The sequence below is a fragment of the Sphaerospermopsis aphanizomenoides BCCUSP55 genome (genome assembly GCF_001586785.1).
Lineage (GTDB): Bacteria > Cyanobacteriota > Cyanobacteriia > Cyanobacteriales > Nostocaceae > Sphaerospermopsis_A > Sphaerospermopsis_A aphanizomenoides_A.
Genome location: NZ_LUFH02000011.1, coordinates 1 through 16,521, shown reverse-complemented (window position 1 = coordinate 16,521; position 16,521 = coordinate 1). Strand labels below are relative to the sequence as shown.

Sequence of the window (16,521 nt, the reverse complement as noted above, 5' to 3'; positions counted from 1 at the left end):
CCTATTGTTCTTTGAGCAAACCAAAAACTCGTTGACCATCAAAAGTATAACGACTAACTGCATCAGTCATAGCTGCTAAGAATTTTTCATCTTCTGGTTTAACTGTAATTCGCTCATCTACAATCATAGAATTACCTGATTCTTGTACTTTTTTGCCAGTTCGCAGTGGAAAACCATCCCTTTTTCCTATTTCTATGAGATTGTGTAATTTGGCCTCAAATCGAGCATCTACAACTTCTAAAGTGAGCTTATCTGGTGCTTCCCATAAGATTCGACCTAATGGTTGTCTTTGCAGGTTGACAATTTCTAAAACTTTCATATATTCACCTCATTCTTTATTAATTTTGATCACTATTAGTTCTAATTTTCTGACTAATTTTTCGCAATTTTTGAGTATAAACTGCAAGTTTTTGAGCATCTGCATTTACTAAAGATTTTTCCATGTCTTGAGTAATATTTTCAAGTTTTAGCATCATCTCTACTAGATGTTTGGAAACATTTTGTAGTTTGGAAATGCCCATATTATCTAGTTTTCTGCCTACTATTGGTAAGGTAGTTACTAGAGGTACAACCATATCTGTAGTTTTATCTAATGCTTTGATATGACTGATGGTAAATGATTCCATAAGATTAACAGTTTTTGTTAATTCAATAGCAGTCTCCTGAGCTAAATCAATAGAGGTTTTATTTTTTTCAATTAGTCGAGATATTTCCTGAAAACCTTGGATTTGAGCGTAGATAAAGAAGCCTAAACAGCCAATAATTAAGCAAATACCAAGACTAAATAACCAATCATTAACAAAGTGTCCAACTATTGTAACAATAACGCCTCCAAGCATGAACACTAAACTCAAGTTACCGATACGATAGATATCAGTTAATGAATTAGTCAAATTATCAGAAAATTTCTTAAACTTCAAGTTTGATGTCATAAATTTGCCTTCCTTTGTAAATGGGAAGTTGTCAGTTTTCATCAGTATTGTAAATTTAGAGAGCGATTTTCGACTATTGAACTTACTCCCTGTCTCTATTAGACTGATTAGCAAAATCATTCGCTATTGCCCAACCCATTGCTTCAATAACTCCGGCTGCTGTTCCTGCATTTATAGCATTACCAAATAAAGGTATCCAACCAACAAGAGCTTGAGATACTCCTCTACCAGCTATGGTAGCAATCTGGGCAAGGACTATAGATTTGGCAGCAGATTCAGTCAGACTAATTCCAAATACTGATCCTAATGATATGGTCATTGTAATTTCGATACCCATTAAAAGCGGAACATCGGCACCTGGTACTTGTGCCATTCCAGCAGCTAATCCTGCTCCTGAAAGTGCTGCTCCATGAATAATCTGATGACACTTTGTTTTCTGATGTTCATTCATAAGTAATTTCTCCTTTTTATTTTGAAGAATTTTAGAACCTAGATATCTATCTCTTTGTAGATGTGAGGTATTAAGTGATGACTATTTCAAAATTTGTACCCAAGCGGCCATATCATCTTGTTCTCCACAGACAATAGCTTGTCCAGGACGCAAGCGATTAATAATCATACTTTGGTCTGTTGTTAGTGCCATACAAGCACTCATGGCATCTCGATCATCGGCAGCAACTAAGCGATGAACAATCTTTAAATTAGTATTTTTGATAGCATCAGGTACTAAGCGATTTGGTACTTGATCTACAATCATTAAACCTTGACCATAGGCGCGGATTTCTGAGAGAATGTTAGCGAACATTTCAGCTACTTTAGCCTGGGGATTTGCTTGTTCTATTGAACCTGATGAAACTTTTAGTAAAATACGATGGGCTTCTTCAATCACTGTTACATGACGTAAGCTATTATTTTTATGCTGTTCTAGTGTCAGTAATTCATTTTGAGCTTGACGATATTCATAAAGAAATTGCAGCAGTATTGCCATTGCAAAGGCTTTGTCTGCATCGTCCCCCAAATGTGCTAAGTTGATAACGGCTGGACGGTCAAATATTTGTGGACAATTTGTAGACTGGGGTTGATCAAATAGCTGTTTTTTCCAGCCTCGTCTGAGACTTTGAACACGAGTAGTTAATGCTGCTGTTAAGTTGGCTGTAATTCTATCTTCATATCCTTTGCCTTTAATTACTAATGAAATTTGATCAAGTAACTGACTCAGTGTAGGCCGAGGTGTACCGTAAGGAGGCGGATCATCACCTAACCAATTTTGCGGACGAGTATAGGCATAAAATAGGACATCTTCGAGCAAGATGGGTAGAATTTCCTGCATGGGGAAAGCAGCAGTAAGAATGGATTTGAGACGGTCTATATGGGATAAAATTTGTGGTGTGGTTTCTTGAGACAGCCAAACAATATCAAAGGGGTTAAGAGTGAGTTTATTTTCTAATTTGTTACCTCGCCAAGTTTGTATTCCAGGCATATAAATAGCAATGCGGTTTGGGCTATTTGGAGGTAAGGATTGGTTGTATTCCATTGCCCATTCTACATATTCTTCTTTCGCTGGTTCAATAATTAGGAAGGGTATTTGTTGCTGATTTAATTCAGTTAACATTTTCCGACAGGTGGTAGATTTACCTGAGCCGGTGATTCCTGTGACTAAGCAGTGTTTGGCTAGAGTTGATAGAGCGATACTATATTTTAGGGGTGTGGGTTCACCTCCTTCTAAGACGTTACCCAATAGGATAGCTTTACCTTCTACCACAGGGGGATTAAGACTAAAAGTTGCTGTGGGCATAACTTTTACCCCTGGTACTTCATGGCGGGGTAAATTGACTAATAATGCTAATTCCTGAGTATTTAGAGGTGTGGTTAAACCGTTAAATGCTTTTCCTAGTGGATGATCTAGTTTTTGCTGTTGGTTGTTAGGATTAACCAGTGCTAAATCTGGGTGATCAAAGTTCTGTAAAGAATTTTTAGTTTTATTCCAGACTCGTTTTAAATCGTGAATGCGAATCGGTTCAAAAACACTGTTTTCTCCACTGAGAAGCGATCGCAATTGGGTACTAGCTTGTTGGAGAATATCGGGTTTTTCTGCTAATAAATAAGCTCCTACATTCCAGCAACCTAAAGCGCGGGATTGTTCAAAACGTTCCAGATATTTTTTAATCTGTGCTTCTGCTGCTTGAGCATGAGCATTAATATATTCTTCTCCAAAAGCCTGTGCTGAACTTAAATTAAAACCCTGATTTTCAGAAATACTCACTCCTGTTGTTTTAGTGGTGGTTTTTCCTTGAGTTTGTTGATAGGTTCTGCTGAGTAAAGGAGCAATATCTAAAGCTACATCAGCCACCAAAAGGGACATCAAAGCCATTGGGGGAAATACTATTCCTAAACCTAAACTTCTCATTGCTGTAAGTACAGCCATATTTAAGCCTGAGTTATCTACTTCCTCATAACTTGTACTGAATGTCTCAGCAATAGATTCACTTGTGCTATCAGTGCGTCCTCTATTTAGAGAAATGCCTTGAGTAAAAGTCTCATTAAAGTTAATCTTACTGAAGGAATGGACACGCCCCATGAGTTCCCTAAGTCCATAGATAATACCATTAACCTGAGCTTCACTCATGGGTTCAGCAATTACCATATACATGAAAGGCGATCCTCGCATCCCACTTAAAAGACGATCTAAACTTTGGGGATATCCAGGATGATCACCAGGTTTAAGAGAGGGTATTCCGGTTATTGCTTGAGCGTAATGAAATTTATTCAGAGGTTGAACAATATGACTTTTTACTTCTTGAGTATCAGTATCAAGACACCGAAATTTTGTTCCTTGCCAATTTCCCTGTAAGAATTTGCCAATATTACCAATAAAATCTTCTGATGAACTATCTAAACTATCCTTACTACAAATTCCTAGATAAACCTGATTTTGAGTACCATCACTAGAGATAATAAAAACTAGATGATATTTTTCAGGATTATGACAAGCGGAAAGAGCAGTTTGTAAAGCTGTGAAAGGTTGAGACAGTGAAGTTGTTAGAGAACTTCCCACTTGTTCTACTTTGAGAAAATAGGGATCTCCCATTAAAATACCTTTAGGGGGCAGGGGTTGAATGTATTTAGCATCTGTTAACTGAACGTCCAGATATTGTCTTCCTAAACTAAAGAGAAGAGACTGGGACATTACATTAGCAGCAGCGATTTTGATATCTAGCTGTTTTAAATCTTGAGGACGAACAATATCTGATGATTCCATATAAATTATCTCCTATTACTATGGTTGAGATTAAATTAAGAGATTAGGATTTTTACAGAGTCTGCTTGTTTTCTCACTTCCTTGCTCAACCAATCTTTAACTGGATTAAGAATTTTATTCATAAATTCCTGATCTTCAGCGATATTTTTGGCAACTTCTTCTTGCAATTTTCCTTTGATTTCAATGGTCATTTCTGAAATTTTATTATCAGAAACCCTGTCACGCGCTAATTTAGGTATATCCCAAGCTCTAATCTTCTCTTCAGCCCATCCTTGCAGTCCAAACATAATAAATAAGCCAATGATTAAACCGATTACTGTTGTAGCTAGAAATAATGTTATTACTGTGACAATAATACCAATAATCCAGTTGACTATTGCTGTAATTAAAGTAGGATCAGCAATATTGAGATTTTCTGAATTTATGTTAGCATTGGGATTGTAGGTTAATGCAGAAGGTACAAGTTGATCGAGAGCTAAACCATATTTTCTACAGATAGGATCTGTTTTTTGTTGTATAGGTGGAACAATATCATTCTTAATCCAAGTATTAATTGATTGTTTGATAATTTCTCGTCCTCCAGTTCCTTCTAGCCAAGTTTTTGTTCTTGAGATAATTTCTGATTCGAGATCATTAATAGTGTAAATACCCCGGCGATCACGCCAACCCAACAAGGTTGATCTAATTATTTGGGAAGATAACCCTTCTACTAAGTTTTCCGTTAATGTACTACGCAAAGAATCTACTTTATCTTTGAAAATTTTTGGTAGTTCATTCTGCAAAAATTGCTCAACTTCCTCTGTAAAGTGAATTGTATTAATACTACGTTTTCCCCAACGGGCAAGACCCATCGCAATACAAATACCGGGTTCAGTATCTTTTATACACTTGCAATTAGTAAAAATTTTATGGACAATTTCAGGAATAAAGTCCATTTTGGTAGCACTTCCAGTGAGGATAATTGTATTTACCTTAACTCCTTTGTTTTCTAATTTTTGTTTTGTGTCAGTTAAAAAATCATGGAAATTATCTCGCCAGCTTTTTTGCAAGTCAACACCTTTTAAAGCAGGTATAATATCTTTAGATTTTTGCAGCCAATTATTCAAAGGTTCTGTAACAATTATCTCGATAATTTCCTTATATACAATTGGCTCAAAAATACCCACTTTCTGGATTTTTATATTCCCGTCTACTTTAGAATCGTAATCTAGATAATTTCCTGGAATACAAAAATATTCTTCTTTAGCCTGACGACACTTAAATTCACAGCTATGTCTGAAAAAAGGGAATTGTTGAAAGACAATCTCAATATCTTTTCCGTCTTCATTTTCACTAAGACTATAATTGAGAATAGCTTTATCAATTAAAGTAGCACCTAAGTCAATGCCAAAATCACCATCTTTTTCATGAGTTCCTACTTTCACAAGCGTACAATCTGTAGTTGATGATCCTACATCAATAACTAATACATTACCTTTGATCTCTGCACCTGTGACAAGATTACTCATTCTTGCCTGCATTAGTGCAGCAAAAGATTCTTTGATTACGCTAACTTTAGGTAAATCAGAAGATTCTAACAGTTTTTGGTATTGAGCTATTTCTGTATCAGTCCACTCTGACGGGCAGCCTATAAAAAAATGATTTTGGTCATCTTTTTGAAGTTGCTCAGTTTGTAAGAGATGCTCATAAATTGCCTTAACATAATCTTTCATAACTTTCTGATAATTGGGGTCAGAAGTTGGACGTTTTTTGAAAGCAATTTGAAAATTAGTAGCTTTCAAATTTAAAGCTGGTTTACCAAATAAAACTCCCTGTTCAGGATGATAAGCTATCATTGTCGGTTGACATTCTATTTTATGAAGTAGTAGTTTCTTTGGTGACTCATCTACCTTTTCTCCTACTATTTTGGCCAAGGCCGTTTCTCCATGTCCTAAATCAAATCCGATAATTTCAACCTTGTTATTACTCATAGTAATGTCCTCTACTTTTTTGGTGTGTTGATTGTTTTGTGTATCATTTACCAGTTAACAATCAGGTAGCAATGTGATACTGAAGGTTAACTGGTATAGAGATCCAACCATTGGTTATGACAAATATGATAAAAATCGAAATGTTGATAAATGTCATAACTTGCTTTCATAGAAGTATTAATCACCGATTTTTAGCAACTTCTTTTCCCTCTGCATAGGCTTTTTCCACAAAATCTTTGTCTTTTGATATCTGCTCGGCGGCCATCTTAATATTCTCCTCAGTAAGCGGCTTATCACTATGAATCAATATTTCTAATGATTTGAGATATACATTTCCTGCCACATACATTACAGCGACATTTGCCGCAGCAGCAACTACAATTCCGCCTGCGGTTCCGATTCCAGGAATAAATTTCAGCAAACTTCCAGTTCCAATAGCTAATGCAATTCCAGGAATTAATGATGCTAAGTTGGCGATAATTCCACTAGCAATAGATTTCAGCACATTGTCACCAAAGGATACACCAACTACATTGTTAATACGAACATACATAGTCCAAGTATTAGCTACTAAGGCGGCAATATCAGCACCTGGTACTGGAATTATACCTGCTGCTGTACCAAGCAGAGCGTGTTGCTTAATTACGTTAGATAATTCCCTTGCTTTAGGTTCATCACCGAATAACTGTAGATTTTCGTAGCCTTCTTTTGCTGCGTGGAAAATTATATGGTTACTCATCTTTTTGCTCCTTTAAAGAGGTATATTGAATTAGTAAATCTTTATGTTTGAGGTTCAATTACTCGCCCTTGTAAAATTACTTCATCACCTTTAATAAAAGCTGGTTTCATGGTGACATACTCTTGTAAATCAGGCTCTAAACTTGGCTCAAACTCAAACAGTTCGTAATCCCGACTAGATGGTTCACCTTTTGGTTCATAAACCCGTGCTTCCATACCATAATGTCTCAAGACAGAGGGAATACGTTTTAATTGTTTACTGACTAAAGTAGGGATTTTATTTTGTTCATCTAATTCTTCTCCCATTAAATCTTGTAAAACTTCTAAAACGTCAGTCAATTTATCTAAACTTGGTTTATCAGGTTGTTTTCTGCGTTCTTCTAAACAACGAGTAACTGCCTGATCAATCTCTTGAAAACCCTGATATAAATTAGATAGTATGACATCAAGATTTATCCGTAATAATGGTACTTTATTTTCCACTGTTGACTCAGTTTTTTCTGTTTTGTCATCTTTTGGCATTAAGTTAGAAGCCAAACCTACTCCAGCACCCACAGCAATACCTACAGCAGTGCCAACAATAGGAATTCCTGCAACAGTTCCTGCAACAGCCCCACTAACGGCACCAATGGCAATATTATTCATATCCTGATGGTTTTTACCAGAATGGCGTTTTTGCCCATGTCTTTGATAATTTTCCTCTCCATCAATTGGAGATACTTTAATTGCTGTCAACATATTAAAAGACTTGCTTAAAGATTCTAATCTTTCCCATGCTAACGTTCTTTGAGAATCAGTTAAACTAAGAATATAGTCACTATCATGATGGGCAATTATTCTGATTTCCTTCTGAATAATTTGTACAATTTCTTCCGATGTATTTGCTTTTTTTATTTCTTGACGAAGCCTCGTTTCCATTTCTGGATAGTGGTCAATAAGTGATTTCATTGTGTTACCTCTAATTCTTATTTAATTGCTGTAATTTTTGATTGAGTAAAGAAAGTGGGTTACTATTTAAGACAGGGAACTTATAAATCTTACTGCTTTCCTTACTACTGCCCTTTCTTCTTCAGAAAGATTGCAATACTGTTGTCCAGCTGTTGCTAGTAAACGACAGGCCATTGCTGTACTAATAGGAATTCCAAGAGCATTAAGACCAGGAATCCAAGAAGTGAGAATAGTATATCCAAATATACCTAGACCCACAATTCCACCAAGCTCTGCAAGTAACTTGAATCCTGCTTTTATATCGTGATGATTCCAGGCTTCATTTGCATATTTTTCTAAATCTTCATCTAGGGTTGACATTTTATCCTCCTTTGGAATCAGCCAATTAATGTGAAATTGCTGCGACTTCAGAAATCTGTCCCAAAATGATAAAACCACTAATCCCGATGTCTCTAACGACAAAATTATGAAATTTTCCATACTAAAGTTACAGTAATTTTTCTGTAAACACTATAGAGAAACACAATTAATATTTCTGACGACGATAGATTACCCTAAACCTAATGATTTTTGGTATTTAGGGCTTGCCGAATAAGGGAAAAATCTAGATAAATCAAAGGTTGGAGGCTGATAAACAGGAAAGTAGGTGCAAGGTTTTTGAAGGGTGTACCATCAAAAGAGTGGATTTTGGTACTGAGAAATCAAAAAATTTAGGGATGACAGACAGCTAAAACTATTCCCTATTCCCTACCTCAACGGAAAGACTTTTTCAGCAAACCTTATTTAGATTCAGATTTCTCTGAATAGCACTTTCCTATACCTGATCATGCTAAATCACAATTGTGAGGAACTTGTGAGGATATTAAGTAATATTATTTGAATTTCTATTTCTTGATGTTAAAATTTTTACTAAAAACTTGACGTTTTATCTACATTAGATTATAAGTACCCATGCAAAATTATTTATACATTATAATAATAAATTGGTAAAATAAATTATTGATAGTAACTAAGCTCACATCTTGCACCAATAAAAATTGATGGAATTTTATTACTCCGTATAATACCAAAACCTTTGATTTAGCGATAAAATACCATAATAATCAGGTATCTTTATCGCACATATTTTGATATTCTATGTGTTTATACGTAGAGTCGCAAGACATTGAGTAAGAGAAAAAGAGGCGATTTATTAGAGATTTGAACTTTGACACAGCCAAATTACTAGAGAAAATATATAGGACTCCTATTTGATTTTTGAACAAAACTCCGTACACCTTAATCCTCTCAAACCCTATTCCCTATTCCCTATTCCCTGCCTTAACAAATAAATTCAGAAACCAAACCGGATTCCTATATAAAGAAAGTGTACATTATCAAGTTAGACAAAGAGCGCATTGTATTTTATTAAGCTATGAAGAAGTGACAATTCCTGAATTGATATAGCATTTCCCAAGCTAGTGAGGTACAGAGTTTTTTAGTGTTAGGGAACAAGGAACACTTCGGCAAGCTCAGTGCATCGCAGGGAACAGGGAACAGTAAATAAATTAGGGTTTACCTCGTGAGACTGAGAAAAGCTATAGAAATTTTTCAAGTGAGCAGGGTGACTATATATAACTGGATGAACGATTGGGAAGATAAAAGATTGTTATTATTATATAATCAAAAAGGAAGGGGAAGAAAACCAAATTTTAATGAGGAACAATAGCAAAAACTAAAGTCATGAGTAAAACTTTATCCTAAAGATTAAAAAAAGTCTACTATATTAGACCTCTTGCATTATTTTTTTGATTATCTTTTGTCATATTTCTCATGATCCAACTTCATCCTGAAGCAAAGCGTGTAGAAGAATTACGGCGTTTATTGCAGCAAGCCAGCTATGCTTATTATGTATTAGACGCACCAATAATGGAAGATACAGTTTATGATAGGCTGTATCGTGAATTACAAGAATTAGAAATTAAATATCCAGAATTAATTACTCCTGATAGTCCAACTCAGCGCGTAGGTGAACGACCTGCAACCCATTTTACTTCGGTAAGACACAACATACCTCTGTATAGTTTGGAAAACGCTTTTAATGTGGAGGAGTTGCAAAGTTGGGATCAACGTTGGCAGCGACACTTGCCATCTCAGTATTTTCCAGCAGAAGTAGACTATGTGGCAGAGTTGAAAATTGATGGTGCGGCTTTGGCGCTAACTTACCAAAATGGTATTCTGGTCAGGGGTGCGACTAGGGGTGATGGGGTGATGGGTGAAGATATTACCCAAAATGTGCGGACTATTCGCTCTATTCCTCTACGTTTGAATTTTGACGGGTTGGCAGAAATTGAAAAGGTGGAAGTACGGGGAGAGGTATTTTTACCTTTAGAAGTATTTAAACAAATTAATGAGAAAAGGCAACAAGCTGGTGAACAGTTATTTGCTAATCCTCGGAATGCGGTAGCTGGTACACTCAGACAATTAGACCCACGCATTGTGGCACAACGTCAGTTAGATTTTTTTGCTTATACTTTGCATATTCCGGGTTTAGATGATGCGAGTATTGCTAATACCCAATGGGAAGCTTTAGAGTTGTTGCAAAGGCTTGGTTTCCGCGTTGATACCAACCATAAACTCTGCCATTCTCTTGATGAAGTTGCCGAATATTACCAATATTGGGATACTGAACGGTTGAATTCTCCCTATATGACGGATGGGGTAGTAGTAAAATTAAATACGTTTAAACTGCAAGAACAACTGGGGTTTACACAGAAGTTTCCAAGATGGGCGATCGCTCTCAAATATGCAGCCGAGGAAGCACCAACCCGTGTAGAAAATATCACTGTCAATGTGGGCAGAACAGGAGCTTTAACGCCGTTGGCAGAAATGCGCCCCGTACAATTAGCAGGTACTACGGTTTCTAGAGCTACCTTACATAACAGCGATCGCATTCAGCAATTAGATATTCGCATTGGTGATACCGTTATTGTTCGCAAAGCTGGAGAAATTATACCGGAAGTAGTAAGAGTAATAAAAGAACTCCGTCCTGCTGACACTGAACCTTTTATTATGCCTACCCATTGTCCCGTATGTGGTCAACCGGTGGTGAGAGAATCAGGAGAAGCGGTTACTAGATGTGTAAATGCCTCCTGTCCAGCTATTCTCAAAGGAGGAATTGAACACTGGGTAAGTCGAGATGCGCTGGATATTAAAGGCATGGGTGAAAAACTGGTGCATCAATTGGTAGATAAAGGTTTGGTGCATTCTGTTGGCGATTTATACGACTTGACAGAAGCAAAGTTATGTGAATTAGAACGCATGGGACAAAAATCTGCACAAAAGTTAGTAAGTGCGATCGCTCAATCAAAAAATCAACCTTGGTCTAGGGTATTATACGGTTTAGGAATTCGTCATGTGGGCAGCGTGAACGCTCAATTATTAACAGAGAAATTTACCACAGTGGAAAAATTAGCAGCTGCAAAACAATCCGATATTGAAGGTGTTTATGGTATCGGTGCGGAAATTGCTCAATCAGTTTATCAGTGGTTTCATATTGATGCCAATCAAACTTTGATTTCTCGTTTGCAAGTCATTGGCATCCAATTAGCTAACACTGAAACACCAAAATCAGTAAGTGAAATTAATCCTAAAATTGCTGGTAAAACTTTCGTTGTCACAGGTACATTACCCAGTTTAAAACGCGACGAAGCAAAAGCACTAATTCAAAAAGCTGGTGGTAAAGTCACAGATTCTGTGAGTAAGAAAACAGATTTTTTGGTTGTCGGTGCAGATGCGGGTTCTAAGTTAGAAAAGGCGCAATCTTTGGGAATTACGCAGTTAAGTGAAGCACAGTTGTTAGAAATGCTACAGGGCTAAAGTTTTTTGGAACTATTAGAAATCTGGTGAAAAAGATTGGAGAGAAGTTCCATGAAACGTCTCTACAAGGGTTTCAAGCATGACTACTCAATCACATAATATTGATGGGATCAACATCAATTGTTAAGCTAACCGAGTAAGGACAAAGTTTTCTGATTTCTTCCCAATCTGGTAAATTTGGCAGTGCATCAGCAGTAAATTTCAGTAATATTTGCCAACGATAACGATTAGCTACTCGTAAAATACTAGCTGGTGCTGGTCCTAATATTTCCAATCCTTCTTGATCACTAAAATTTGTAGCAATAATTTGGGCTGTATTCTGAACTTGAATCGGATCTAAACAACTCAACCGCAATAAAATTAATCTGCCATAAGGGGGATAATTCAGTGCTTGACGTTGTGCTAATTCTGCATCACAGAAAGAGTGATAATCATGGGTTTTAACTGCTTCAATCACTGGATGTTCTGGGGTGTAAGTTTGCATAATTACCCTTCCCGGATCTTCACCTCTTCCCGCACGGCCAGCAACTTGGGTTAAGGTTTGAAAAGCTCGTTCACTAGCACGATAATCTGATAAATGCAGTAACCCATCCGCCGCAACTACACCCACAAGGGTAACTTGGGGTAAGTCTAAACCTTTGGTGAGCATTTGTGTACCCACTAATAAATCTGCTTCACCGTTTGCAAATTGAGTGAGTAAATTACGGTGTGCGCCTTTGTTGCGGGTGGTGTCGCTATCAAAACGAATTAATTTAAGGTGAGGAAATTGGCGGTTTAGTTCTTGCGCTACTCTTTGCGTTCCACTCCCAAAAAATTTCAGGTAAGGGGAACTGCATTGAGGACAGTATTTCGGGTGTGCTTGACCATAATTACAATAATGACATCTTAATAACTGTGGTGCGCCTTCTTCTACATGGTGATAGGCTAGGGAAACATCACAGTTTGGACATTCCAGCACATAACCACAACTGCGACAAGAAACAAAGGTGCTATGTCCACGACGATGGATAAATAAAATTCCCTGTTGTTTTCTCTCTTTTAGCTGTTCTAGGGCTTCTTGAAGGGATCTACTAAACATAGAACGATTTCCCTCCTGTAACTCTCGCCGCATATCTACAATTTCTACTGGTGGTAAGGGACGGGAGTTGATGCGTTCGGGAAGGGAAAGATATTGGAAGGTGGGGAGTTGGGGAGTTGGGGAGGTGTTCTCTACTTTTACAGAAACCCAGCTTTCTAAGGAAGGAGTAGCAGAACCTAAAATTAAAGGACAATTTTCTAATTCTGCACGCCATTGGGCGACTGTGCGGGCGTGGTAGGTGGGGATGGGTGAGTCTTGTTTAAAGCTGCTGTCGTGTTCTTCGTCGAGGATAATTAAACCCAGGTGCGGTAATGGGGAAAAAATGGCGCTGCGTGTCCCGATGACTACTTGGGGTTCGCCTGTGAACATCTGTCGCCAGGTGTCGTAACGTTCACCGTCGGAAAGGGCGCTGTGATAAACTTGGACTTTGTTACCAAAGCGGGCGCGAAATCTATCTGTGAGTTGGGGTGTAAGTCCAATTTCAGGAACTAAAACGAGGGCTGATTTACCTTGGTTAAGTAAGGGTGCGATCGCTTGTAAGTAAACTTCGGTTTTTCCTGAACCTGTCACCCCATGTAATAAAATTTGAGCAAATCCATTTAATGATTTGATGGTTTCTAGGGCATGAGTTTGGGCTTGAGTTAAGGATTTGGCTTGATCCCCTGCTACCAAGGGATTCTGTTCTCTCCGTAATATTTCCCGTTCTTCAATAACAATGCAACCTTTTTGTTCTAAGGCTTTTAAAACAGAGGTACTGGTGCTACAAGTTTGTAATAATTCACTTTGCCACATTTCACCCCCTTGTCGTCGTAAAACATCAATAATTTCTTGTTGTTTCTTTCCTAAGTTAAGTTCATAACTTTGCCCAATCAGTGTAACTACTTTTTCTAATTTCGGTTTAACTAAACGTGGCGGTTCTAAATAGCTTTCTACTAAACCTTGCTGAATTAGTTCACGTATTCTATAGTTAAATTGTTGGGATTGACGTAATTGACTACGTAGGTAAAAAAAACTATAGTCACCATTTATCTGCTGTTGCAGTAATTGTAAAATCTTATTACTATCTTTGTGTTTTACTTTTCCTACCGAATTTTGAAAGCTTAATAAGGTCAGAGTTTTAATTAATCTATCTTTTGGTATTGAATTGAATAGATAAAATTTAACACGGTAAGAATCTGGATGTTTGTATGCACGCATCAGTGGCGTACCAAACATCGGGTCAATTAACATTAAGTTAGTATTTTGAGTAGGAACAGCAGCACCAGCTAACGTTAGGCGGATACGACGCTGTGATTGCCTCAGTAAGCCTGGTGGTAAAGCAGTACGTACCACTTGAATCAGTTTCGTATAATAGTAATGGGACACCTTTTCCATCAACTTCCAGTAAGTTTCTGGGAAAAAACCTCTCTGGATTACATCTTCTACATCCCGAATTTTTTCTTGTGACAATTTTTCTGGAGGTTGCGCTAACAAACGAATAACTATCCCTCCAAACAAATTAGCGCCAAATGGAACAGTCACAATATCCCCTGGTTTTACTTCTAACCCTTCTGGTAAGTGATATACATATAGGTTTTCTTCTGATTCATATTCTGTAGGGTTGATGGGAAAATCTGCTAATACTTCAATCCAGCGATAAAAAGTAGTTTTCAACTGGTATGATCCACCAGGTTCAGCTACAGCCACAGCAGATAAATTTACGTCCTTAATATACATAACTTTTGTCTTTTTTAATAGATATTCGCTCACCTAGCTGGAGAAAATTCATGCCAACTTACTTAAGGTTAAATTCTTACTTTACTACAGGTAAACTGTATTTAGCAATACTTTTATTACTTCTCATACTTGATAAGTTTTTATTTGTGTAATCTACTAGACAAAATATTTTCCACAATACGTGCAATAAATATTTGATGCTAACTACACAAATGAAAGTATATTCAATGTTGATCAATGGATTTTTTATCTACTAAATAGGGAGTAGTCTTTTTCCACCCATTGATAGATATTCAATAGTTTTTCAATGTGAGATGCTTTTATACAATAAATATTATCCGGATTTTAAGTTAACATTTTTGTAATTTGTATTATTTGGCGAGCATTTACTTTTATCCTCAAAATCAAACAAAAATTCAGGAAAATATATGAAGATTTAAAATTGAGACAGTCTAGATAGAATTTTTATATTTGTTAATGTGGAGAAGGTTGGAAGGGGTTTGACATATTTGGTGATTAAGAAAAAAATAAGGAATATGTCTGCTAGTAGCGGGAAAAGATGGTATTTTGGGTGCAAAGACCATATAAGTTGTATCTAAAAGTAACCAAAATATGACAAGCAGATACAAATTTTTATTCCGACTCAGGAATTTTCAGAAAGATTGTATTTTGCTAAGTAAATGGGTGTATTTGTCTCTTACGGAAACTACCAATCCTCAAGCGAGCAGCTATCACTAAATTATGTACCAAACAAAGCAATTATCCCGAAAGGAAACTATGAATCTTGCTGAATTGGGAACAATGGAAATACTAGAGACTGCTGCTGACCATGAAGAACCATCACTTGATAGTTTGGATGCAGTAGTATTTGAAGACTCTTCTATCATAGAAAATGTGGAGTCAGAGGAACGAGATGGGGATGAAATGGCAGCGGCTCGTCCTTCGGGATACAATAAAACCGAACATGACGATGCTGTAGGCGCGTTTTTTAAAGAAATGGCGCGTTATCCTCTCCTCAAACCAGATGAAGAAGTAGAGTTAGCACGGCGGGTTAGATTTTTAGAAGAAGTAAAAGACTTACAAGCAGCTTTAGCAGCAGAACTGGGACAGCAACCGAGCAAAAGCGAAGTAGCAGCCAAGTTTGACATGACAGAAAAACAACTGGAAAGTCGCTTGTATCAAGGAAGAGTAGCGAAGCGGAAAATGATTCGCTCCAATTTACGGTTAGTAGTTTCTATTGCTAAACGATATCTTAATCGGGGAGTTCCTTTTCTGGATTTAATTCAGGAAGGAGCAATGGGTTTAAACCGAGCAACAGAAAAGTTTGACCCAGATAAAGGATATAAGTTCTCAACCTATGCTTATTGGTGGATTCGACAGGCAATTACACGAGCGATCGCTAATGATGCCCGCACTATTCGCTTACCAATACATATTGTTGAAAAACTTAACAAACTTAAAAAAGCTCAACGGGAACTCAAGCAAAAATTAGCTCGCAACCCCTCGGAAGCCGAAATGGCCGCTAGTTTAGAAATAAGCGTCCAACAACTGCGTCAACTCCAACAACTGCGTCGTCAAGCACTTTCACTCAACCACCGTGTTGGTAAAGAAGAAGACACCGAATTGATGGACTTACTAGAAGACGAAGATAACCAATCTCCAGAAGCAAAAATGAACGAAAACATGATGCGTCAGGAGATTTGGGAAGTCCTAGGTGATGTCCTCACCCCACGGGAAAAAGATGTAATTTCTTTGCGCTATGGACTGACAACCAGCGAACCCTGCACCCTGGAAGAAGTTGGTAATATGTTTAACCTTTCCCGTGAACGAGTACGTCAAATTCAAAGTAAAGCCATGCGAAAATTACGCCGTCCCCACATCGCAAAACGTTTAAAAGGTTGGTTAATTTAAGGCAGGAGGCAGAAGGCAGAAGGCAGGAGGCAGGAGGCAGGAGGCAGGAGGCAGGAGGCAGGAGGCAGGAGGCAGAAGAAAAATATCTGTTCCCTGTTCCCTGTTCCCTGT

11 protein-coding genes are annotated in these 16,521 nt (G+C 37.4%); 2 read left to right on the top strand and 9 right to left on the bottom strand.

Annotated features, from left to right (window positions below; translation table 11 throughout):
• Position 1: 1 nt before the first annotated feature.
• The 8 genes from A0J48_RS04420 to A0J48_RS04385 all read right to left on the bottom strand — a co-directional run bounded on the left by A0J48_RS04420 (position 2) and on the right by A0J48_RS04385 (position 8,207).
• Complete coding sequence (locus A0J48_RS04420) at positions 2 to 319, bottom strand: hypothetical protein (protein ID WP_200320703.1); 318 nt, start codon at positions 317 to 319, stop codon at positions 2 to 4.
• Between the two features lie 19 nt (positions 320 to 338).
• A complete protein-coding gene (locus tag A0J48_RS04415) occupies positions 339 to 932 on the bottom strand; it encodes a hypothetical protein (RefSeq protein WP_200320701.1) in 594 nt (197 codons plus the stop codon).
• Positions 933 to 1,014: 82 nt separating this feature from the next.
• The gene (locus tag A0J48_RS04410) at positions 1,015 to 1,383 is read right to left on the bottom strand and encodes a hypothetical protein (RefSeq protein ID WP_200320699.1); all 369 of its coding nucleotides are present in this window, start codon (positions 1,381 to 1,383) and stop codon (positions 1,015 to 1,017) included.
• A gap of 81 nt (positions 1,384 to 1,464) precedes the next feature.
• Positions 1,465 to 4,191, bottom strand: coding sequence for an ATP-binding protein (locus tag A0J48_RS04405; RefSeq protein WP_200320697.1), 2,727 nt, complete (start codon positions 4,189 to 4,191; stop codon positions 1,465 to 1,467).
• Between the two features lie 35 nt (positions 4,192 to 4,226).
• Positions 4,227 to 5,972 carry an Hsp70 family protein gene (locus tag A0J48_RS04400; protein WP_200320695.1) on the bottom strand — a complete coding sequence of 582 codons (1,746 nt, stop codon included), beginning with the start codon at positions 5,970 to 5,972 and terminating at the stop codon, positions 4,227 to 4,229.
• A gap of 370 nt (positions 5,973 to 6,342) precedes the next feature.
• Positions 6,343 to 6,900 carry a hypothetical protein gene (locus A0J48_RS04395; protein WP_200320693.1) on the bottom strand — a complete coding sequence of 186 codons (558 nt, stop codon included), beginning with the start codon at positions 6,898 to 6,900 and terminating at the stop codon, positions 6,343 to 6,345.
• A 41-nt stretch (positions 6,901 to 6,941) separates the two neighbouring features.
• A complete protein-coding gene (locus A0J48_RS04390; protein ID WP_200320691.1) occupies positions 6,942 to 7,847 on the bottom strand; it encodes a glycine zipper family protein in 906 nt (301 codons plus the stop codon).
• A 66-nt stretch (positions 7,848 to 7,913) separates the two neighbouring features.
• On the bottom strand, positions 7,914 to 8,207 hold the full coding sequence (locus A0J48_RS04385; protein WP_200320689.1) for a hypothetical protein: 294 nt from the start codon (positions 8,205 to 8,207) through the stop codon (positions 7,914 to 7,916).
• 1,452 nt (positions 8,208 to 9,659) lie between these two features.
• Between A0J48_RS04385 and ligA the strand changes: the two genes are divergently transcribed.
• The gene (ligA, locus tag A0J48_RS04380; RefSeq protein WP_200320688.1) at positions 9,660 to 11,705 is read left to right on the top strand and encodes an NAD-dependent DNA ligase LigA; all 2,046 of its coding nucleotides are present in this window, start codon (positions 9,660 to 9,662) and stop codon (positions 11,703 to 11,705) included.
• A gap of 91 nt (positions 11,706 to 11,796) precedes the next feature.
• Here the strand turns inward: ligA and priA are convergent, their stop codons facing one another.
• Positions 11,797 to 14,499 (bottom strand): primosomal protein N', encoded by a 2,703-nt coding sequence (priA, locus tag A0J48_RS04375; RefSeq protein ID WP_200320686.1) that lies wholly within the window; start codon positions 14,497 to 14,499, stop codon positions 11,797 to 11,799.
• Positions 14,500 to 15,240: 741 nt separating this feature from the next.
• On the opposite strand from priA, the gene A0J48_RS04370 reads away from it, so the two are divergent.
• On the top strand, positions 15,241 to 16,410 hold the full coding sequence (locus A0J48_RS04370; RefSeq protein WP_200320684.1) for an RpoD/SigA family RNA polymerase sigma factor: 1,170 nt from the start codon (positions 15,241 to 15,243) through the stop codon (positions 16,408 to 16,410).
• Positions 16,411 to 16,521 lie beyond the last annotated feature (111 nt).